17 protein-coding genes, 1 tRNA gene and 1 pseudogene are annotated in these 18,804 nt (G+C 54.3%); 9 read left to right on the top strand and 10 right to left on the bottom strand.

Annotated features, from left to right (window positions below):
- Positions 1-18 precede the first annotated feature (18 nt).
- Complete coding sequence (gene pepD, locus ACKWMY_RS12620) at positions 19-1,479, bottom strand: beta-Ala-His dipeptidase (protein WP_024528974.1); 1,461 nt, start codon at positions 1,477-1,479, stop codon at positions 19-21.
- Between the two features lie 336 nt (positions 1,480-1,815).
- Here pepD and gpt point away from each other — a divergent pair, with 336 nt between their 5' ends.
- The 5 genes from gpt to proA all read left to right on the top strand — a co-directional run bounded on the left by gpt (position 1,816) and on the right by proA (position 6,629).
- Complete coding sequence (gpt, locus tag ACKWMY_RS12615; RefSeq protein ID WP_021805588.1) at positions 1,816-2,274, top strand: xanthine phosphoribosyltransferase; 459 nt, start codon at positions 1,816-1,818, stop codon at positions 2,272-2,274.
- A gap of 167 nt (positions 2,275-2,441) precedes the next feature.
- Entirely contained in the window at positions 2,442-3,689 is a 1,248-nt protein-coding gene (gene frsA / locus ACKWMY_RS12610) for an esterase FrsA (RefSeq protein ID WP_024528973.1), read from the top strand.
- A gap of 60 nt (positions 3,690-3,749) precedes the next feature.
- The gene (gene crl, locus ACKWMY_RS12605; RefSeq protein WP_024528972.1) at positions 3,750-4,151 is read left to right on the top strand and encodes a sigma factor-binding protein Crl; all 402 of its coding nucleotides are present in this window, start codon (positions 3,750-3,752) and stop codon (positions 4,149-4,151) included.
- A 111-nt stretch (positions 4,152-4,262) separates the two neighbouring features.
- A complete protein-coding gene (gene proB, locus ACKWMY_RS12600) occupies positions 4,263-5,366 on the top strand; it encodes a glutamate 5-kinase (protein ID WP_024483654.1) in 1,104 nt (367 codons plus the stop codon).
- Positions 5,367-5,375: 9 nt separating this feature from the next.
- Positions 5,376-6,629 (top strand): glutamate-5-semialdehyde dehydrogenase, encoded by a 1,254-nt coding sequence (gene proA / locus ACKWMY_RS12595; RefSeq protein WP_409486384.1) that lies wholly within the window; start codon positions 5,376-5,378, stop codon positions 6,627-6,629.
- Between the two features lie 87 nt (positions 6,630-6,716).
- Here proA and ACKWMY_RS12590 read toward each other — a convergent pair whose 3' ends face one another.
- From ACKWMY_RS12590 to ACKWMY_RS12580, 3 genes are all read right to left on the bottom strand, one after another.
- The gene (locus ACKWMY_RS12590) at positions 6,717-8,348 is read right to left on the bottom strand and encodes a methyltransferase domain-containing protein (RefSeq protein ID WP_409486383.1); all 1,632 of its coding nucleotides are present in this window, start codon (positions 8,346-8,348) and stop codon (positions 6,717-6,719) included.
- Positions 8,349-8,358: 10 nt separating this feature from the next.
- Complete coding sequence (locus tag ACKWMY_RS12585; protein ID WP_024483657.1) at positions 8,359-8,616, bottom strand: YjhX family toxin; 258 nt, start codon at positions 8,614-8,616, stop codon at positions 8,359-8,361.
- A 305-nt stretch (positions 8,617-8,921) separates the two neighbouring features.
- Positions 8,922-9,494 (bottom strand): DUF1349 domain-containing protein, encoded by a 573-nt coding sequence (locus ACKWMY_RS12580; protein ID WP_409486382.1) that lies wholly within the window; start codon positions 9,492-9,494, stop codon positions 8,922-8,924.
- Positions 9,495-9,821: 327 nt separating this feature from the next.
- On the opposite strand from ACKWMY_RS12580, the gene ACKWMY_RS12575 reads away from it, so the two are divergent.
- Positions 9,822-10,610: a glycoside hydrolase family 16 protein gene (locus ACKWMY_RS12575; protein WP_409486381.1), complete on the top strand. Its 789-nt coding sequence runs from the start codon at positions 9,822-9,824 to the stop codon at positions 10,608-10,610.
- 107 nt (positions 10,611-10,717) lie between these two features.
- Here the strand turns inward: ACKWMY_RS12575 and ACKWMY_RS12570 are convergent, their stop codons facing one another.
- Positions 10,718-11,854: an HlyD family secretion protein gene (locus ACKWMY_RS12570; RefSeq protein WP_024528966.1), complete on the bottom strand. Its 1,137-nt coding sequence runs from the start codon at positions 11,852-11,854 to the stop codon at positions 10,718-10,720.
- Positions 11,855-11,858: 4 nt separating this feature from the next.
- On the bottom strand, positions 11,859-12,182 hold the full coding sequence (locus tag ACKWMY_RS12565; protein ID WP_024528965.1) for a DUF3302 domain-containing protein: 324 nt from the start codon (positions 12,180-12,182) through the stop codon (positions 11,859-11,861).
- Between the two features lie 411 nt (positions 12,183-12,593).
- Here ACKWMY_RS12565 and ACKWMY_RS12560 point away from each other — a divergent pair, with 411 nt between their 5' ends.
- A complete protein-coding gene (locus ACKWMY_RS12560) occupies positions 12,594-13,487 on the top strand; it encodes a LysR family transcriptional regulator (RefSeq protein WP_024528964.1) in 894 nt (297 codons plus the stop codon).
- Between the two features lie 33 nt (positions 13,488-13,520).
- Here ACKWMY_RS12560 and ACKWMY_RS12555 read toward each other — a convergent pair whose 3' ends face one another.
- From ACKWMY_RS12555 to ACKWMY_RS12545, 3 genes and pseudogenes are all read right to left on the bottom strand, one after another.
- Positions 13,521-14,510, bottom strand: a complete 990-nt coding sequence (locus ACKWMY_RS12555) for an aldo/keto reductase (RefSeq protein WP_409486380.1) — start codon at positions 14,508-14,510, stop codon at positions 13,521-13,523.
- Positions 14,511-14,536: 26 nt separating this feature from the next.
- Positions 14,537-14,614: pseudogene (locus ACKWMY_RS12550) on the bottom strand (aldo/keto reductase); the annotation flags it as partial.
- Positions 14,615-14,692: 78 nt separating this feature from the next.
- Positions 14,693-15,235 (bottom strand): phospholipase D family protein, encoded by a 543-nt coding sequence (locus ACKWMY_RS12545; RefSeq protein ID WP_024528962.1) that lies wholly within the window; start codon positions 15,233-15,235, stop codon positions 14,693-14,695.
- Positions 15,236-15,468: 233 nt separating this feature from the next.
- Here ACKWMY_RS12545 and ACKWMY_RS12540 point away from each other — a divergent pair, with 233 nt between their 5' ends.
- Together ACKWMY_RS12540 and ACKWMY_RS12535 are read left to right on the top strand one after the other, a co-directional pair.
- The gene (locus ACKWMY_RS12540) at positions 15,469-16,788 is read left to right on the top strand and encodes a hypothetical protein (RefSeq protein WP_409486379.1); all 1,320 of its coding nucleotides are present in this window, start codon (positions 15,469-15,471) and stop codon (positions 16,786-16,788) included.
- Positions 16,789-16,830: 42 nt separating this feature from the next.
- Positions 16,831-16,903: transfer RNA gene (locus ACKWMY_RS12535), tRNA-Glu, on the top strand.
- A 4-nt stretch (positions 16,904-16,907) separates the two neighbouring features.
- Here ACKWMY_RS12535 and fadK read toward each other — a convergent pair.
- Positions 16,908-18,593, bottom strand: a complete 1,686-nt coding sequence (gene fadK / locus ACKWMY_RS12530) for a medium-chain fatty-acid--CoA ligase (protein ID WP_409486378.1) — start codon at positions 18,591-18,593, stop codon at positions 16,908-16,910.
- Between the last annotated feature and the right edge of the window lie 211 nt (positions 18,594-18,804).

The raw sequence follows: 18,804 nt of genomic DNA, 5'->3' as shown, positions 1-18,804 counted from the left end.
TTAACCGGGCCCAATAACTTATCCGCGCTCAGGGATCGCTTTTAGCAGAGCGGTCAGCAGCGTCCAGTATTGGCCAACGCTGGCGATATGCACCTGCTCATCCGGCGAGTGAGGCCCGGTGATGGTCGGCCCAATCGACACCATATCCATCTGTGGGTAAGGTTTCTTGAACAAGCCACACTCCAACCCGGCGTGGATCACCATGATGTTTGGCGTCTTGTTGAACAGCTTTTGGTAGGTTTCACGCACCAACTGCATCACAGGAGATTTGGCATCTGGCTGCCAGCCTGGGTAGCCGCCTTTCGGTGCTACTTTGGCGTTGGCCAGTTGGCCTAATGCGGTCAGCATATCCACCACATAGTCTTTACCGCTGTCGAGCAGGGAGCGGATCAGGCAAATGATCTCGGCTTCATGCTCGCTGGTGGTCACCACGCCGACGTTCAGCGAAGTTTCTACCACGCCTTTCACTTCGTCACTCATGCGGATCACGCCGTTAGGGGTACCGTTGAGCAGTGCCACAAAGCGGTTCTGGCTGTCTGCGGTTAGCGCCTGCAAAGCGGTGGTGGCTGGTTCGAGCAGAACGGTAATGTTCTTCTCTTTGGCAGACAGTTCGTTTTGCAGCGTTGCCAGGAACTGCTGGCTCAGGGCTTTCAGCGCATCGGCTTTGGCGGCCGGAACGGCTACTACGGCAGAGGCTTCACGTGGGATGGCATTACGCAGCGTACCGCCGTTCAGCTCCAGCAGGCGCAGGTTCAGCTCTGGCGTGTGGGCAAACAGGAAACGGGCCAGCAGCTTGTTGGCGTTGCCCAGGCCGTGATGGATATCGGCACCGGAGTGGCCGCCTTTCAACCCTTTCAGGGTCAGCTTCAGCGTTTGGTAACCGGCTGGCAGTGCTTCACGTTGCAGTGGCAGGGTGGTGATGAAATCGATCCCCCCTGCGCAGCCCATATAGATTTCGCCTTCCTCTTCGGAGTCGGTGTTGATCAGGATGTCGGCTTGTAACCAGTTTGGCTGCAGGCCAAAGGCACCGTCCATACCGGCTTCTTCCGTCATGGTCAACAGGACTTCCAGCGGGCCATGCTCTACGCTGTCATCGGCCAGCACCGCCAGCGCAGAGGCCATACCGATACCGTTATCGGCACCCAGCGTAGTACCGCGTGCCTTGATCCATTCGCCGTCGATATAAGGCTGGATCGGATCTTTGGCGAAATCGTGAACCGTATCGTTGTTCTTTTGCGGCACCATATCCAGGTGCGCTTGCAGCGCTACCGGCTTGCGGTTTTCCATACCTTTGGTGGCAGGCTTGCGCAGCAGAATATTGCCAACCTGGTCGCGCTCGGCATGCAGGTTCTTTTCTTTGGCCCAGTCGAGGATGTGCTGCGCTAGCGCTTCTTCATGGTAAGAAGGGTGCGGAATTGAGCAGATTTTGGCAAAAATATCCCACAGCGGCTGTGGCGAAAGTTGAGACAATTCAGACACTATAAGTCTCCTGTGACAGCATTTTCAGCAGGGAGTGAATGCTGTGCGGTTAGGGTGAGTGGCTATCTGTGCTTCAGGCACGTGAGCCTGAGAATATCATTTTATTTGCGGCTGTGCGCGCCCCGTATAACGCTGTTTATCGGCTTGGGCTCCCCGTTTTACGGGCGGTTGCGCAGATAAGCCACGCGGCTCGCCGCAAAGATAATCACAGGAAAAATGCATCAACTCCTCGGTTCAACTGGTATTCGTGGCGCGCAGTCTCTATAATCTCGCGCAACCTTTTTTCCCCCTGAACTACTGAGTAAGCCACATCATTGCTGGCTGGGACACCATTCTATGAGCGAAAAATACGTTGTTACCTGGGATATGTTGCAAATGCAAGCGCGCAAACTGGCTCACCGTCTGCTGCCTGCCGATCAATGGAAAGGCATCATTGCTGTAAGCCGTGGCGGCCTGGTACCTGCTTCACTGCTGGCACGTGAGTTGAGCATCCGTTATGTGGATACCGTCTGCATCTCCAGCTATGACCATGACAACCAACGCGAAATGAAGGTGCTCAAGCGCGCCGAAGGCGATGGTGAAGGCTTTATCGTCGTTGACGATTTAGTGGATACCGGCGGCACCGCCAAAGCGATCCGCGACATGTACCCGAAAGCCCATTTCGTGACCATCTTCGCCAAGCCTGCTGGCCGCCCACTGGTTGACGATTACGTGGTGGATATCCCGCAGGACACCTGGATCGAGCAGCCTTGGGATATGGCGGTGACCTTCGTGCCACCGATCGGCGGCCGTTAATCAGCCTCTGCTTCAAACGCCCGGCAATACCGGGCGTTGTTGTTTATGCAGCGGTTTCGTCAAATTCGGTAAATTCCCCGCCTTATCCCCCCAGAGTTAGGTACACTAGCACCTAGATATCCCGGCTATTCAAGCCTTGATGTAAGTCTCAGGAGGCTGTTGTTACCATGGCACAGGCCAACCTTTCCGAAGTACTGTTCAAACCTTCATTTAAACATGTCGAAACCTCGACGTTAGTCACCCGTGCCCATCATGCGGTAGGTGCCGATATGCACTCCGCCTTGGAGGGGGACACCGATGGCAACTGGTATCGCATGCTCAACCATCTGCTGTGGACCTGGCGCGGGACCGATCCGTTGGAGATCAGCGAAGTGTTGGCGCGCATTGCGGCCTCCAACGCAGAACATAGCGACGATCACCTGCTGGATACCGTGGTCGGTTACCGAAACGGCAACTGGATCTACGAATGGGTGCGCCAGGGGATGCTGTGGCAACAGCGGGCATTGGAGCAAAAAGATCCGCTGGTCGGCGGGCAATATTGGCTGAATGCCGCCAATCTATACAGCATTGCCGGTTATCCGCATTTAAAAGGGGATGAGCTGGCTGAACAGGCAGAGGTGCTCTCAAATCGTGCCTATGAAGAAGCTGCATTGCTGTTGCCATACCAGCTTAAAGAGTTGGAGTTCGCCATTGAGGGGGGTAGCTCCATCACCGGCTTCCTGCATATGCCCGATAACGGCCAGGCACCGTACCCAACGGTGCTGATGTGCGGTAGCCTGGATACTTTGCAGACCGATTATCACCGCCTGTTCCGTGATTATCTGGCGCCACACGGTATAGCGATGCTGACCATCGATATGCCGTCCATCGGTTCATCCTATAAGTGGAAGCTGACGCAAGATTCCAGCTTCCTGCATCAGCAGGTGTTGGCTCAACTGCCTTCCGTGCCTTGGGTTGACCATACGCGTGTCAGCGCCTTCGGCTTCCGCTTTGGTGCCAACGTGGCGGTGCGCCTGGCCTATCTGGAGTCGCAGCGTTTGCGCGGCGTAGCCTGCGTAGGGCCGGTGGTGCACAGCCTGCTGTGTGAGTTGAAGTGCCAGGACCACGTGCCGGATATGTATATGGACGTGCTGGCCAGCCGCATGGGCATGGCCAACGCCTCTGACAGCGTGCTGAAAACCGAGCTGAACCGCTATTCCCTGAAAACCCAGGGATTGCTGGGCCGCCGCTGCCCAACGCCGATGCTGGCCGCCTACTGGGATGACGATCCGCTCAGCCCAAAAGAAGAGTCGCAGCTGATCGCGTCTTCTTCACTGAACGGCAAACTGATCGCCATCCCGCGTACGCCGGTTTATCAGAGTTTCCATCAATCCTTACTGCAAATTTGTGATTGGCTAAGAGATAAAATGCGCTAACCAGTTGCTAATTTTTAACAGTTTGTTAAAAAGGGTGGACTACATTGTGGAGGTTGAAAAATGACGCTACCGAGTGGCCACCCTAAAAGCCGACTAATGAAACGCTTTGCCAGCCTGGGCCCTTATCTGCGCGAAGGGCAATGTGAGAACGACCGCTTTTTCTTTGACTGCCTGGCGGTCTGCGTCAACGTCAAGCCCGCGCCGGAAAAACGTGAATTCTGGGGCTGGTGGATCGAACTGCAGGCCGATAATTCCCGTTTCACCTATAGCTACCACTTTGGTCTGTTTGACAAGGAAGGGCGTTGGAACGAAGAAAAGATTAAAGATGCTGAAGTGAAAGAGAAGCTGGAAACCACGCTGCGCGTGTTCCATCGTCGGCTGGGTGAACTGCTGGCCACCATGGAGCTGAAGCTGGAACCCGCCGATGATTTCATCGAGCAGCCGATAAAACTCTCCGCCTAAATCAATTCCCCCGCAAATTTACGCCGAAATCGCGTTGTGCCTGTTGGCATAACGCGTCTCTCCTGTTACAACGTCCTTTGCATTCCTTTTAACTCCAACGGCAGAACTATTATGAACGGCAGCCAGACATTGGTTGTGAAATTGGGCACCAGCGTGTTGACCGGCGGTTCGCTGCGTCTGAACCGTGCCCATATTGTCGAACTGGTGCGCCAATGCGCCCAGCAACATGCAGCGGGTCACCGCATCGTTATTGTTACCTCCGGGGCGATCGCTGCCGGGCGGGAACACCTGGGCTACCCCGAGCTGCCTGCCACCATCGCTTCCAAGCAGTTGCTGGCGGCAGTGGGGCAGAGCCGGCTGATCCAGCTGTGGGAACAGCTGTTCTCGATCTATGGCATTCATATCGGGCAGATGCTGCTGACGCGTGCCGATCTGGAAGACCGCGAGCGCTTCCTCAACGCGCGTGACACCATGACCGCGCTGCTGGATAACCGCATTGTCCCGGTGATTAATGAGAACGATGCGGTTGCCACCGCAGAAATCAAAGTCGGCGACAACGATAACCTGTCTGCATTGGCTGCCATTTTGGCCGGTGCCGATAAACTGCTGCTGCTGACCGATCAGCAGGGCCTGTATACCGCCGACCCGCGCAATAACCCGGAAGCCGAGCTGATCCGTGAAGTGCACGGCGTTGACGATGCGCTGCGTGCCATTGCCGGTGACAGCGTTTCCGGTCTGGGTACCGGCGGCATGGGCACCAAACTCCAGGCGGCCGACGTGGCTTGCCGTGCGGGCATTGATGTGATTATTGCTGCCGGTAGCAAGCCGGGCGTAGTGGCCGATGTGATTGAGGGCAACCCGGTAGGCACCCGCTTCCATGCGCTGGAAACCCCGTTGGAGAACCGCAAACGCTGGATCTTCGGTGCGCCGCCTGCAGGCGAGATCACCGTTGACGATGGGGCGGTAGAAGCGATGATGGCCCGTGGCAGTTCACTGCTGCCGAAGGGCATCCGCGATGTTAAAGGTGATTTCTCACGCGGTGAGGTGATCCGCATCCGCAATCTGGCGGGGCGCGATCTGGCTCATGGCGTCAGCCGTTATAACAGCGATGCCATGCGCATGATCGCCGGGCACCACTCGCAGCAAATCAGCGAGATCCTGGGCTATGAATATGGCCCGGTGGCCGTGCATCGCGACGATATGATCGTAAGTTAAGGAGTGAACATGCTCGAGCAGATGGGGAAAGCCGCTAAACAGGCTTCCTGGCAGTTGGCGGTACTGAGCACGGCGAAAAAGAACCAGGTGTTGGCGGTAATGGCCGACATGCTGGAGGCTCGCAGCGAAGAAATTCTACAGGCGAATGAGCAGGATATGGCGCAGGCGCGTGCCACCGGGATGAGTGAAGCCCTGTTGGATCGCCTGTTGTTAACCCCAGCGCGTCTGGCTGCGATCGCCAACGATGTGCGCCAGGTCTGCCGCCTGAGCGATCCGGTTGGTCACGTGTTGGACGGCAATCTGCTGGACAGCGGCCTGAAGCTGGAGCGCCGCCGTGTGCCGCTCGGGGTGATTGGTGTGATCTATGAAGCGCGCCCCAACGTCACCATCGACGTCGCCAGTCTGTGCCTGAAAACCGGTAATGCGGTGATCTTGCGCGGCGGTAAAGAAACTCACCACACCAATCAGGCGACGGTGAAAGTGATCCAGCAGGCGCTGGAACAGTGCGGCCTGCCAGCGGCGGCGGTGCAGGCGATCGAAAGCCCGGATCGTGAACTGGTGAATGAACTGCTGCGAATGGATCGCTATGTCGACATGCTGATCCCACGCGGCGGTGCCGGGCTGCATAAGCTGTGCCGTGAGCAATCGACCATTCCGGTGATCACCGGCGGTATCGGCGTGTGCCATATCTATGTAGACGACAGCATAGACTACGACAAGGCGCTGACCGTCATCGAAAACGCCAAGATACAGCGGCCAAGCGCCTGCAACTCGGTCGAAACCCTGCTGGTTAACCGCACTATCGCTAACAGCTTCCTGCCTGCGCTGAGCGCGCGTATGGCCGCCGTTGGGGTAACGTTGCACGCCAGCGATAACGCCATGCCGTTGTTGCAGGAAGGGCCCGCGAAGGTGGTTGCAGTGGCCGCGGAAGATTACGATGACGAGTGGCTATCGTTGGATTTGAACGTGACGCTGGTGGACGATATCGATCAGGCCATCGATCATATTCGTACCCACGGCACCAGCCATTCCGATGCCATTCTGACGCGCTCGCTGAGCAACGCCGAGTATTTTGTCCGTGCGGTAGATTCCTCTGCGGTATACGTCAACGCCAGCACCCGCTTTACCGACGGTGGCCAGTTTGGCTTGGGCGCGGAAGTCGCGGTCAGCACCCAGAAACTGCACGCCCGCGGCCCGATGGGGCTGGACGCGCTGACCACCTATAAGTGGATTGGCTACGGCGACGATTTGGTGCGCAGCTAGGTTCAGGTTTAAATGATGCTAAAGGGCGCAGTGTGTAGATACTGCGCCCTTGTTGTTTCTGGCTATTGGCTCACTCGCCGCTTTGGATCATCGAGCCATCAAAGCAAACACCCCCCAGCCAAGGTATTCACGCGTGAACGCCACGTGGCGTTTTGGCGCTGTCGTCAACTGTGTCCGGACTTCCTCCGCCATGTCATCGTCGGGGTTTGCCTCTAACCACCGGCGCATCGTCAACCACATGGCTGCTACGTACCTGTCCCAACCTTCCTGATCTGCCAACACCATTTCTACGACGTCGTAACCGAGCGTGTCGAAAGAGGTGACAAGATCTGCCAGGGGGAGAAAGTCTGAGAGGGCATTGGCGCCACACTCTTTAGCGATTTCTTCCGTCGGCGGCAACAGACGCCAGTAAGGCTCACCGATTAGCAGGAGCCCGCCAGGTTTCAGGCTTTTACTCAGCAGCTCGAGAGTCCCGGCGACGCCTCCAGCAATCCAGGTGGCACCGACGCAGGCCGCCACGTCACATTTTTCATCGGCTACGTAACCGGCAGCGTCGTTATGGATAAAATCGACGCGATCGGTGACACCGAGTTCCTCTGCGCGCAGTTTGGCCTGTTGAGTAAATAACGGGCTCATGTCGATGCCAGTACCGGTGATGTTGTAGTCGCGCGCCCAGGTGCAGAGCATCTCCCCCGAACCGCTGCCGAGGTCGAGCACTCTCGTGCCTGGAGCCATACGTAATACTGCGCCGAGAGTGGCGTACTTCTCGGGCGTGAACGGGTTATGGATGCGGTGAGCACTTTCGCAGATAGTGAAAATACGTGGGATATCCAATGCAGAATTCCTTTCATTGATTTGTGTAGTGTCAGAGGTTGCTGTGATTGCTTTTTCTGCCAGCAGGGCAATCAGTTTTCCTTCGAACGTTTCGCTGACTGGCCATGCTGCACTATCCGGGCCGGGGAGCACGGTGAGGCCGCAATCACCGATCAGGTGGAGATATTCTTCATCGTGCCAGGCCGTCATTTGGTTACCAAAGCGGATAGCGTCACCATTTTCTTCGATGGCCCAGAACAACGTTGAGCTGGTCTGCGCCGTTTCATCCCAGGCGTGTTCCGTCAATAACAAGTGAGGCCTGGCGAGAAACAGTCCTTGCGGACAGCGTTGCCAGCTCGGTGCAGCCATGCCCTGACGCTTTATTTCATCAAAGGTATGCACTTCTGCCAGCAGCTTGCCTCCTGGAACTAACCACTGTGCGCAACGGCTAAGCAAGGTATGGGCGTCCACCGCGCTGAAGACATTCAGTTCACCAAAGGTCATCATGATGAAATCGAACCGCTTCTCCGGGGAGTACATCCGTACATCCTGTTCGATATATTCAATGACCAATCCTGCCGCCTGTGCTTGCTGACGGGCATAGGCGATAGATGCTGGAGAGAAATCCACGCCGGTACAGTGAAAGCCTTGCTCTGTAAGCATGCGGGTGTAAAAGCCGGGGCCGCAGCCGAGATCGAGAATGCGTGCGCCTGCTGGGAGCTGGCTGGTGATCCATGCCACCTGCCGTTCAATGACCGGTAGTTTCCGGCTGGCCCAGTCGTGCTCCTGCGACAAGTGGTTCTCCAGCATGCGTTGGCTAAACGCCGGATCGTTCCAAGGGATTTTGCTTTCATCTGGCGACAGTTTTATGGGGTGGGAGCCAGAAATAATCGTGTTGATGTCCATCACACTCTCCTTAGCGGTTGTCCAACTGGGCGCGAACGTTGTTCAGCCCGCTGGTATTGATGCGGTACGGTTGTCCATTGACGGACTTGATCAGCTTTTTGGTTTTGAGTTTTTTGAATACGGCGAGCGTGCAGTCGCTGAGCAGCAGCCCTTCACGGCTGTAGCATTCAACGGAAGTGACGCGGCCGGATGTATCGCGGACGTGCGCAATACGTCCACCTTTGGCGAGAACGTGTAAGGTACGTTGTTCCTGACGGGATAAATTCATGCTGAAAAACCTGTTAATCATCATGTGCAAAACGTGCAAACACACAGCGGTGTCCGCATTCGATTTCGGCGCATTGATAATCAGTCCGGCCTGAAAAGGTCGGGAAGCTGATTATCGGATGATTACATTCTCCAGCATCAAAGCCTCGGTATGAGTTGAAAGGGTTTTACGCAACGATGTTAACACATGTTTTTTGTATGGGAATAAGCAGCCACTTAAAAGTGTGATCCTTGATACATCAACGCTAATGTTGTCGGGCGAGAGTGAAGGCGATCCAGCATACTGAATCGCACAGACTCGAACGATTAACTTAGGTCATGTAATGTTTTATCCACCGGCGGAGTTAGCGTGATATTCAGGAAATCCACCGATAACCCGCGACGTTCAGGCGTACAGCACATCACACCGATTTTCGCTGGGCCCTGCGGAAAATAACACAAGCGTAGCAGCGGCCAGTGATGACCCTCCGTTGAGTATTGTAACCGCAGGCTGTTGCCTTTGCGGGTCAAGCGAAGCCAGAATTCACGCGGATCATCCGTAAAGGTGCCGGTTGCCCAGTCTGAATTCTCCAGCGTCAGCACGCTGCCGATTGCGGGAGCGCCGTCGTTAAACTCAATGCCGGCTTTAAGCCAGTGTTGGTCATCGGTCATGAACATGAGCCCGGCCTGGTCATACAGCGTGGTGAAGTCCGCGCAGACCTTAACCTGAAAGGTGAAGTCTTCACTGACGTCGGTGGCGAAGATGTGCCCTGAAAAACGCTCAAACCCGTACCAGGTTTTTTGCCAGAAGTCGGTTTTGTCATTTGTGACAATGCTTAACTTGCCGCTATCGCACTGCCATTGTTCGGGTTCATTAATCCAGTAAAAGGAATCAAGCATCGGTCCTCCCAGGGCCAAAAAATACACCTTTGTCTACAGGAAATCAGTTTATGCCTTTGTTGATACAATGACCTCCCCCCGAAGCCCATCGTCTTTCAGCGCTTTGATGCGCCAGACCAGCGTCAAAAATGGGGCTGTCGGTATCATTATCGCCTTGGCTGGTGGTTCCAGATTAAATAATTCTGCAAGCAAGCCCACAAATATTGATTGAGCGCAGATAGCGACTCGTTTCAAGTTTGATAGTCTCTGATCGCCCATTGGTTAACCGGCATCTTTAACCAACACATAAATTCTAAAGCAACATTGTTATATTTCAGGTGGGTAATAATGAAAATTGCAAGCCAAAAATTCATTGACGGGGAAAGATACCAGCTGGAATTTTATGACGGGTTTGATCGCGGTTATCTCGATGAGTCTCATTGGCTTCCCTACTATCTACCGCAGTGGAGTAGCCGGGAGTTATCCTCACCCAGATTCGAATTTTCTGAAAACGGCTTTTCACTTAATATCGAGCAAGATCAACAGCCCTGGTGCCCGGAGTTTAATGGGGAAGTCAGAGTATCTTCTCTGCAAACCGGTGTTTACTCTGGCCCGGAGGGGTCACTACTTGGTCAGCATCGCTTTTCGCCAGACTGCCGGGTGCGTCAGGCACAGGTGGCTGAGAAAAAATATCTGCCAAAATATGGCTATTTCGAACTGCGAGCCAAATGCCTTATTGCAGCAAACAATGTCGCTGCACTCTGGATGATAGGTTACGAAGATCTCCCCGAGCGGTCTGCGGAGATTTGCCTCTTCGAGCTTAAGGGTAAGAATATCCGTAACGGCTACTCTCTGATTGGTTATGGGGTTCATCCCTTTGGCGATGCCCGCATTAGGGACGAATTCTATGAGGAGCCTGTTGAGATTGATGTCACTCTATTCAACACTTACGCCATTGCATGGACGGAAAGCAAGATTGATTTCTTTATCAATGATCGAAAAGTGAGAACCATCAATCAATCACCCGATTATGAAATGCAGCTGATGTTAAATATTTATGATCTTGAAAATAACAACGCAGAACATATGCGTTTTTATATCGACTATGTTGCCGGGTTCCGCTGTAACGACTTGTGAAGCCAAGCCCCATCGCCCTGTCCTCAGGGCGTGGTTTGCCTTTGTAGAAACAAGCGCTGCAACAAGGTCCGCTCTTGCTGTCCATTCATCCGCCCGCTTTGTTACGATCAATGATCAAGATAGAGATAGTGCATCCAGCTTGTCATGCGTAACAGCACCTTACGCATCACGGAGACATGGGTAAAGTGATCGGAATACACCGCCACCTGGGCAAATATCCCGTCTGGCAAGGCATCAACATCCGCATTCGGCTCTAACTCAATCACCGCCAGCACGCCATCGGAACCCGGTATCATGCTTAATGATTGCAGGGTTCCCTGCGCCTGGTATGTCCCGCTGGGAACGACGGGAAGTATGCTGGTCAGTCTCCCCTGAAATACCTGGCCAGGTAGCGCATTGAAGACGATCTCGGCTTGATCGCCCGATTTCAGGCGTAACAGCGAATTTTGTCTGAATTGCGCGACGATTTGCCGTTTTTGTTGCGGGATAAACACCATTACCGGGCGCAATGGTAGCGCCGCCGCGTAAGTTCCTGGGCGGATAAGCACCTGGGTTACATAGCCATTACTGGGGGCGCGAACCACGGTTTGGTCGAGGTTGTATTTGGCTTCTGTCAACTGGGCTCGTAGGCTGACTATCTGCGACTGTTCTCCGTTGACGACGCTGTTTAGTTGGCTTTTAATCTGTGCCTGTTCAGCCAATGAACTTTTCACCAGCGCATCCTGTGCCAGAAAATTTTGCCTGGCGTTATCAATGTCGCTTTCGGAGAACGGGTTTACCTTGGCCTGGCTTCCTTTAATATAGCGCTGGTAGTCTTTATATAAACGATCGCGTTCGGCAATCACCCCAGAGGTATGGGCGACGGCTTCATCTAATTGCCCCTGAAGCACCTGGATGCTATGGATTGCCGTCATTAAATCGGCCTGTAGCCTATCGACACGTGCCTGATATCGGGTCGGTTCTATTTTAAAAAGCACGTCACCTTTTTTGATAAAGGTATTCTGCTTATCAGTGACCTCACTGACGATGCCAGTCACCTGCGGGGTAATGGGAATGGAAATCACGGCCTTTTGCGCTTGAAAGGTATAGGGGTGGTTATAATTCATTAATAAAATCAGTGCACCTACTAAAACCACACCACCCAATGCTGCGGTGGGGACCGTCCATTTGTTTACCGGGATTTTAAATATTTTGAATATGCCATAGGCCAACGCAACATAGGTAAGAATAATGAGCAAGTCCATGGAGTTACTCCGCAGAAGGTGTTTTGGTTTCGCTGATGCTTTGTTCCAGCTCGGTTATTCTTTGCTCTAAGCGGACAAATGGATCTTGCTGGCCTTGCATGCCCCAACCGCGCTCAGGCCGATACAACGTGGCCCATATCCATAAAAAAGGCCACATCACATGCAGAGTAAACAAACTGACCCAACCTGCGACATGGATCGCGTCCGCATGCGGATGATTGCGCGATTTTGCAATCAGATAAGGAATGTCATGGAGAATAATGATCCCATAAAAAATGACGAGGAAGACAACAATGAGTACGCCTAACGCAAAGTAGTTTAGGAACATGGTGGCCTCGGCTAAGTAAACTCACCCGACGGATTAGGAAAGTGCGCTATTGGTTGCGCCACCTTGTCTGTTAGGCGTGTATTAGTGGGTTATCATTGACTGTAGTGGATAATGATTTATGAATATTGATATTTTTCATCTACTCTGGCAGTGCCCGCCGAAAATGACATGTCGGTAGATAAAACACCTATGGCAACGCTAAAAGGATGTTTCTTCATATATCGTCTCGGTGGGGAGAGGTCAGTTCATAAAATATAGCACCATCCAAAAAATCTGGCGGTATGAGAACATTTTTGTTGGCGAGTTATCAGCAACCTTTGTCGATAACGGCGCTAAAATGGTAGTGTCTATGAACTAGTTTCATAAGTTCTGTCCGAACAGGCAAGGTTTACGTCAACCAAGGGAATACGCATGCTGAAAGAAAACTTCAATGAGCTACAGGTTTTTCTCGTCGTGGCGAGGGAGAGAAGTTTTACCAAAGCGGCGGGTAAGCTGGGTGTTTCACAGTCTGCACTCAGCCACGCTATAAAGGCGCTGGAGGAGCGTTTAAACCTGCGTCTGCTAACTAGAACCACTCGCAGCGTTGCCCCCACGGAGGCGGGTGAGCGGATCATTGCCTGTCTCGAACCCCGTATTGCAGACCTTGAACAGCAGTTGGAAGCTCTCGTTCAACTGAATGGTTCCGCTTCCGGTAATATTCGGCTTTCGGCGGGCGAACATGCGGTGCGCAGCCTGCTATGGCCAAAGCTAAAGCCGTTTCTACGGCAATACCCGGAAATCAACGTTGAGCTGGTGGTAGATAACGGATTTATCGATATTGTGGATGGGCGTTTCGATGCCGGAGTTCGCCTTGGCGAAAGCGTCGATAAGGACATGGTTGCCGTGAAGATCGGCCCGGATATGCGTATGGTGGTGGTTGGCGCGCCAGCGTATTTCGCCACCAACAGCATTCCGCAGACACCACATGAACTGCAGGATCATCAGTGCATTAATATGCGTTTACCTACCGCAGGCGGCTTATATCACTGGGAGTTTGAGAAAGCAGGCAAGCCGCTGCGCGTCAGGGTTGAGGGCCAACTGACGTTGAACTTGTTGTCGGAGAGAATCGACGCGGTGCTGTCAGGGTTTGGCCTCGCCTGCGTGCCAGAGGATATGGTCCAGGGCTTGGTCAAATCCGGCGAACTTGTTCAGGTGCTGCAAGAGTGGTGCCCCTCTTTCCCGGGTTACTATCTCTATTACCCCAGTAGAAAGCAGCATCCTCCCGCGTTTGCTCTATTGATTGATGCGTTGCGCTGGGGTGATTAAATGGCTTGCGGGAAACCGCAAGCCAGAGAAACCTTAACGACCCACGCGCGCCTGTAAGGCGGCCGGATAACGTTCACCCACGATTTTCACCTTCTCCAGCGCTTGAGTCATCTTGAGCAAATCATTCTGGGAAAGAATGAGATCTGCAGCCCCCAGATTCTCTTCCAGCCGATGCAGTTTGGTTGTCCCTGGGATGGGCACAATCCACGGTTTTTGTGCCAGTAGCCAGGCCAGAGCAATTTGCGCTGACGTCACGCCTTTCTCTGTGGCAAGTATTGTCAGCAGGCTGACTAACTGCTCATTCGCTTCCAGCGCCTCTGCGGCAAAACGCGGCACCTTGCTGCGGAAATCATCTTCACCGAACGTCGTGCCGGTCTTGATGGCTCCGGTCAAAAAGCCTTTGCCCAATGGGCTGAATGGCACGAATCCAATCCCTAACTCTTCCAGCACCGGCAGGATTTCCTGCTCAGGTTGACGCCACCACATTGAGTATTCACTCTGTAGGGCGGTAACCGGCTGTATCGCATGAGCGCGCCGAATGGTTTGCACGCCAGCCTCTGACAGGCCGAAGTGTTTGACCTTACCTTCAGCAATCAGATCCTTCACGGTACCCGCAACGTCTTCAATGGGAACATCGGGATCGACGCGGTGTTGATACAGCAGATCGATCACGTCGGTTTTAAGCCTGCGCAGTGAGCCTTCCACTGCCTGGCGGATATGCTCTGGTCGGCTGTTTAAAATCTGCTGTTTGTTGTCATCACCAAAGGTAAAGCCAAATTTAGTGGCGATAACGACCCGATCGCGCAAGGGTTTTAAGGCTTCGCCGACCACTTCTTCATTCAGATACGGGCCATACACTTCGGCGGTATCGAAAAAGGTCACGCCACGCTCAACGGCTGCGCGGATAAGTTCAACGGCCTGACGGGTATCCGTTGCCGGGCCATAGCCGAAGCTCAACCCCATACAGCCCAGGCCCAGCGCTGACACTTCCAACCCGGATTTACCGAGATAACGTGTTTGCATTCGGGAATTTCTCCAATTTTATGTCGTTAAACGTCGAGTTTGCGGCCGGTCAGCCGTTCCACCATGGCCGGATCGCGATGCGAGAAGAAAGCACTGGTCGCGCTTGCAGATGAACTTATGTTAGCGGGTAAAGGCAGGGAGATAATCACGGATAATAGGATAGGCACTATGAGTAGAATTCATCAATGTGGCCGTTTCGTGGCTTCAAGCCTCACCTTGTAAGGGAGGCCCAAATCCCAGCGGCTTTGCCAGTGTGCGATGAACTGCCTGGTAACGTCGGGCATATGGCGCAGTACCACTACGTTTTCGCTATTTAGTGTCTCAGCTGAGGGAGCATAGTTAAACGAGCCGGTTTCCACCGTCTTGCCATCGACAATAATCGTCTTGTCGTGCTGAATATGATAATGCCCATCGATGCGCATCTGTATGCCGTGAGTGGCCGCGAAGTTAATCGCGGTCTGGCTGGTTTTGCCCTGATTCCGGCGTTTGTCGACTACCACGCGCACCTCCACTCCCCGATTGTGCGCCGCTACCAGCGCCTGGGTGATATCGGGTGCCTGGAAAGAATAACCTATCATTTGGATGGACCGATGTGCGTGGCCGATAATGTTGAGCACCAACGCCCGCGCCGAGCCCTCAGGCGAAAACCCCACCTGCACGTTAGGAGCCGCATTGGCAGCGGCAGGCAAGGCGACGGCAGCGATCAGCACTAGCCGATTTATCAGGTTTTTAAACAATTCTGTGCTCCAAGGTGAACGCGGTAGGAATAACAAAGCAGCAGGCTCTGGGCCAGGTTCGGTGAGTTTAACTTGGTCGCAGGGGGCATTTCACGACTAAACTGGTTGATCAATTGACCTCTATCAAAATAGTCAACAGTATGTCATTTGGATGATGCTCAGGCTGAAGCCTGTATCAACTGACCCCCTTAAGATTTTAACTTTTTAATGGATTAACCCTGATGGATAACCTCGCTCGGCTGTTCTCCTCACTGCAAGCCCGCCTTCGCCCGGAAGACGTGGCTGAACTGATCCTCACGCAATTGGGGGACTCCCTGACACCCGTAGAAACGGCTCTGCTACGACAGGCGGCAGCTGGGTCACTGAAGTCCGGCCTGGTACAGATGACCTCGATGATGCAGGAGTTTCGTCAACCGATTGCTCCAGAGAAACAGGTGGCGAAGGCAGGGGAGTTGTTTGCTGGTGCCCCGGTGTTGGACAGCATTGATTGCAGCGATATTCAACAGGTTCGCCAACTGATTGAGCAACTATCGGTGGAGATCCAGAAAGCCCCAGGCAGTAATAATTTTATGGCCGACCGTTTCAGCCGTGCGCAGCGGCAGCAGGCGGGCATGGATATCTCCAAACGGCGCTATAACAAGCTGTTCCGTTTTCTGCAGCGTTTTGAGAGCAAGCTGGCGACCTACCAACTGGAAACGCAAAAATACCAGGCGACCCGGATGGCCAAATCTGGGCTGGCGATGATGATCCGCTATGAGGATTTTGCCTCCACGCCGGACGTTGCCTGCTTTATTGCCTGGCTTTCCGCCCGCCTGAACCGCCGCAGCGTGTTTACCAACCAGGCACAGGATCGTGCTTTTGACCAGATTGGCGAGATGCTGCTGGCGCGGGTACAACAGGCGCCGACATCGGCAGGCTGGTACGCCATTGCCCATATCATGCCGGATCGTGACATCGTAAAGCACCTCGACGATCGGCAAAAGCTGAGCCTGTTCACTCTCTATCTGGCACAGCTCAATGAACTGGCCGGATTGCTACAATTGATTTGGCAACGCAATACCTTCAATCGCCAGACCATGATTGTGAAGCGTGGCGACGACTCCTCTACCTGGAATGCCTTGGCCGGAGCCTGGAACAGCGCCCGGCAAGGGTGGCTTGCGCTGGCTGTCGTATTAGGGATGGAGGAGATGGTCGAACAGATGTGCCTGGGCAAAGTGCTGCGCCTGATGGCTGGGGACGTCGCCGCCTGGCACTATCAGACGGGCGGTGGGTTGGAGCCGGATACTCAGGTGTGGGCGCATCTGCCGTTGCCTTGGGAAGTGTTTTCTGGTGCCAGCAGTTGCACCAAAGCCGATGTGCAGCGGGTTTGCGAGCAGTTTGGCGTCGATCCTTATAACAAGGGGTGGATCGGCCCACGCCGCAATCGGCAGGCGGTGGCGTTTGTGCCAACGCCGGAGCTGGTTCATGGCGTGGTGGTCGATAAGCCGGAGATCGCCCTGATACTGCGCAAGGCGGGCTATTTTTCCGGGAAAGGCGGTTAGCCCGCTTGACCGGGCTGACGGCTCGTAGATAATAGCCCTAACTCTGGTATAGCTCAGTGGTAGAGCAGTCGGCTCTCCATCCGACTGGACACAGGTTCGAGCCCTGTTGCCAGAGCCTTTCATTTTGCTTGTTCCGTAATGCGAACATCGTCTCTTTTCCCCATAGCCGCCTGTTTAACCTCTTCGCCAAGACGCTGGATAATATCCTGACGCAGCAGGAATTTTTGTATCTTGCCCGAGGCGTTACGCGGCAGGCTGTCCACCATCACCAGATGTTCCGGGTATTTGTATTTGGCGACCCGCTTGCGCCCGAAGAACGCGATGACCTCCTCCAGGGTGAGTGAACCGTAAGCGGCCTTTAGCACCACGTAGGCACAGGATCTTTCCCCTAATCGTTCATCCGGCATGGCAACAATAGCGGCATCATGGATACGAGGATGTTGCATCAGGATATCCTCCACTTCGCGGCTGCTGATATTTTCCCCGCCACGCACGATAATATCCTTCTTGCGGCCAGTAATTTTAATGTAGCCGTCAGCGTCCATGCGGCACAGGTCACCGCTGTAGTACCAGCCATCCTCATCCAGCGCACGGGCGCTCAGCTCGGGTTCATCCAGATACCCCATAAATACGTTGGGGCCACGTGAGGCTTCTTCACCTTCTTCGCCGTAGGGGAGTGGATTGCGGTCTTTATCTACCACTTTGATTTCTACCCCAGGTGCGGCAAAACCGTCGGTGTTGAGCACGCGGGAAAGGGGATCGTCCAGGTTGACCACCGCGTGGGGCGAACTTTCCGTTGAGCCATAGACGCTGAGCAGTTTAATGCCCATTTGCAGGCAGTCCTGGGCAATTTTTTTCGGGATGGTGGTGCCGCCGCACAGGAAGAAGCGTAGCGATGAGATGTCGTGCGGCTGCTGTTGCAGGGTGCATAACAGGTCATAGACAAAAGGCGTTGCTCCGAGTACGCAAGTGCAGCGCTCTTGTTGCAGCAGGGCAAGGCAATCGAGCGGATTAAAGATATCGAGCAGGACGCTGCGTGCGCCAATCAGAAAGGGGGCCGTCACGCCGTGCAAGAAACCGGTCGCATGCCCCAGCGGAGCGGGCATCAGGAAGGTATCCAGCCAGGTAAGATTGAGTCGTGCGCAGTAGGCACGCTCGCTGGCCAGAATATTGTTGTGCGTCAGCATCACGCCTTTGGGCTTGCCTTCGGTGCCGGAGGTGAACAGTACGGCGGCCAGTTCATCGCCATGCACGCTGATCGGCGTGGTCAGTGGCGGAGTATCCCGCAGCAACTGGCTAAGTGCAGGTGTTGTGGTTGCGGGGGAAAGCTTGTCGACGGCAACGACCTCTAGCAGATCGGGAAGCTGATCCCGCAGCGGCAGGATGAGGTCAATTGGCCGGGTGTTTCTGAACGAGGTCGGCGCGAACAGCACCCTGGCCTGGCATTTGTTCAGCACCCAGACCAGCTCGGCCTCTCGCCAAGAGGGGAGCAGGGGAACGGAAACTGCCCCCGTTTTCAGGCAGGCCAGGTAGATCACGGTAAACTCACACCAGCCGGGAAGCTGAAATGCGACGCGGTCACCCGGTTGGATACCGCAGGAGATCAGCCATGTTGCCAAGCTACTTGCTGCGCGGTCGAGGGAGGCATAGGTGTAGGATGTTCCCCGATTGTCGATCACGGCAATCTTTTCCGGCATGGCCTGCAGCGTTTGATGCCAGTAATCGGCAAGCGAGGCATCGCCCCAAAAACCTTGCTGCCGGTATTTGGCCCGGCGTTCGGGATTGAGTTTTATCGTGACACTCATTGTTTATCTCTATTCATTATTTCTGGGGGGATGGTGAACTGTTCTGGTCCGGTAAACATTGCCCCTCACCCTAACCCTCTCCCATAGGGAGAGGGACCGATCGAGCGTGTTTGAAATTGTAGTGACCCACCTTTGATCAGTGACGAGCGGTTTGCTGATAGGGTCTCTTTACTGCCAAAAGTGCAAGGGCTATCAGCTCCCTCTCCCTACG

The organism is Serratia sp. J2, assembly GCF_046269175.1.
GTDB classification, from domain to species: Bacteria; Pseudomonadota; Gammaproteobacteria; order Enterobacterales; family Enterobacteriaceae; genus Chania; species Chania fonticola_C.
The sequence above is the reverse complement of the archived record's forward strand: the minus strand, read 5'-3'. Positions and strand labels throughout refer to the sequence as shown.

What these genes read in the sequence shown, in the direction of transcription:
- gpt (WP_021805588.1), top strand. Translation starts at nt 1,816, where the DNA reads ATGAGCGAAAAATACGTTGTTACCTGGGATATGTTGCAAATGCAAGCG.
- frsA (WP_024528973.1), top strand. Translation starts at nt 2,442, where the DNA reads ATGGCACAGGCCAACCTTTCCGAAGTACTGTTCAAACCTTCATTTAAA.
- crl (WP_024528972.1), top strand. Translation starts at nt 3,750, where the DNA reads ATGACGCTACCGAGTGGCCACCCTAAAAGCCGACTAATGAAACGCTTT.
- proB (WP_024483654.1), top strand. Translation starts at nt 4,263, where the DNA reads ATGAACGGCAGCCAGACATTGGTTGTGAAATTGGGCACCAGCGTGTTG.
- proA (WP_409486384.1), top strand. Translation starts at nt 5,376, where the DNA reads ATGCTCGAGCAGATGGGGAAAGCCGCTAAACAGGCTTCCTGGCAGTTG.
- ACKWMY_RS12590 (WP_409486383.1), bottom strand. Translation starts at nt 8,348, where the DNA reads ATGGACATCAACACGATTATTTCTGGCTCCCACCCCATAAAACTGTCG.
- ACKWMY_RS12585 (WP_024483657.1), bottom strand. Translation starts at nt 8,616, where the DNA reads ATGAATTTATCCCGTCAGGAACAACGTACCTTACACGTTCTCGCCAAA.
- ACKWMY_RS12580 (WP_409486382.1), bottom strand. Translation starts at nt 9,494, where the DNA reads ATGCTTGATTCCTTTTACTGGATTAATGAACCCGAACAATGGCAGTGC.
- ACKWMY_RS12575 (WP_409486381.1), top strand. Translation starts at nt 9,822, where the DNA reads ATGAAAATTGCAAGCCAAAAATTCATTGACGGGGAAAGATACCAGCTG.
- ACKWMY_RS12570 (WP_024528966.1), bottom strand. Translation starts at nt 11,854, where the DNA reads ATGGACTTGCTCATTATTCTTACCTATGTTGCGTTGGCCTATGGCATA.
- ACKWMY_RS12565 (WP_024528965.1), bottom strand. Translation starts at nt 12,182, where the DNA reads ATGTTCCTAAACTACTTTGCGTTAGGCGTACTCATTGTTGTCTTCCTC.
- ACKWMY_RS12560 (WP_024528964.1), top strand. Translation starts at nt 12,594, where the DNA reads ATGCTGAAAGAAAACTTCAATGAGCTACAGGTTTTTCTCGTCGTGGCG.
- ACKWMY_RS12555 (WP_409486380.1), bottom strand. Translation starts at nt 14,510, where the DNA reads ATGCAAACACGTTATCTCGGTAAATCCGGGTTGGAAGTGTCAGCGCTG.
- ACKWMY_RS12540 (WP_409486379.1), top strand. Translation starts at nt 15,469, where the DNA reads ATGGATAACCTCGCTCGGCTGTTCTCCTCACTGCAAGCCCGCCTTCGC.
- fadK (WP_409486378.1), bottom strand. Translation starts at nt 18,593, where the DNA reads ATGAGTGTCACGATAAAACTCAATCCCGAACGCCGGGCCAAATACCGG.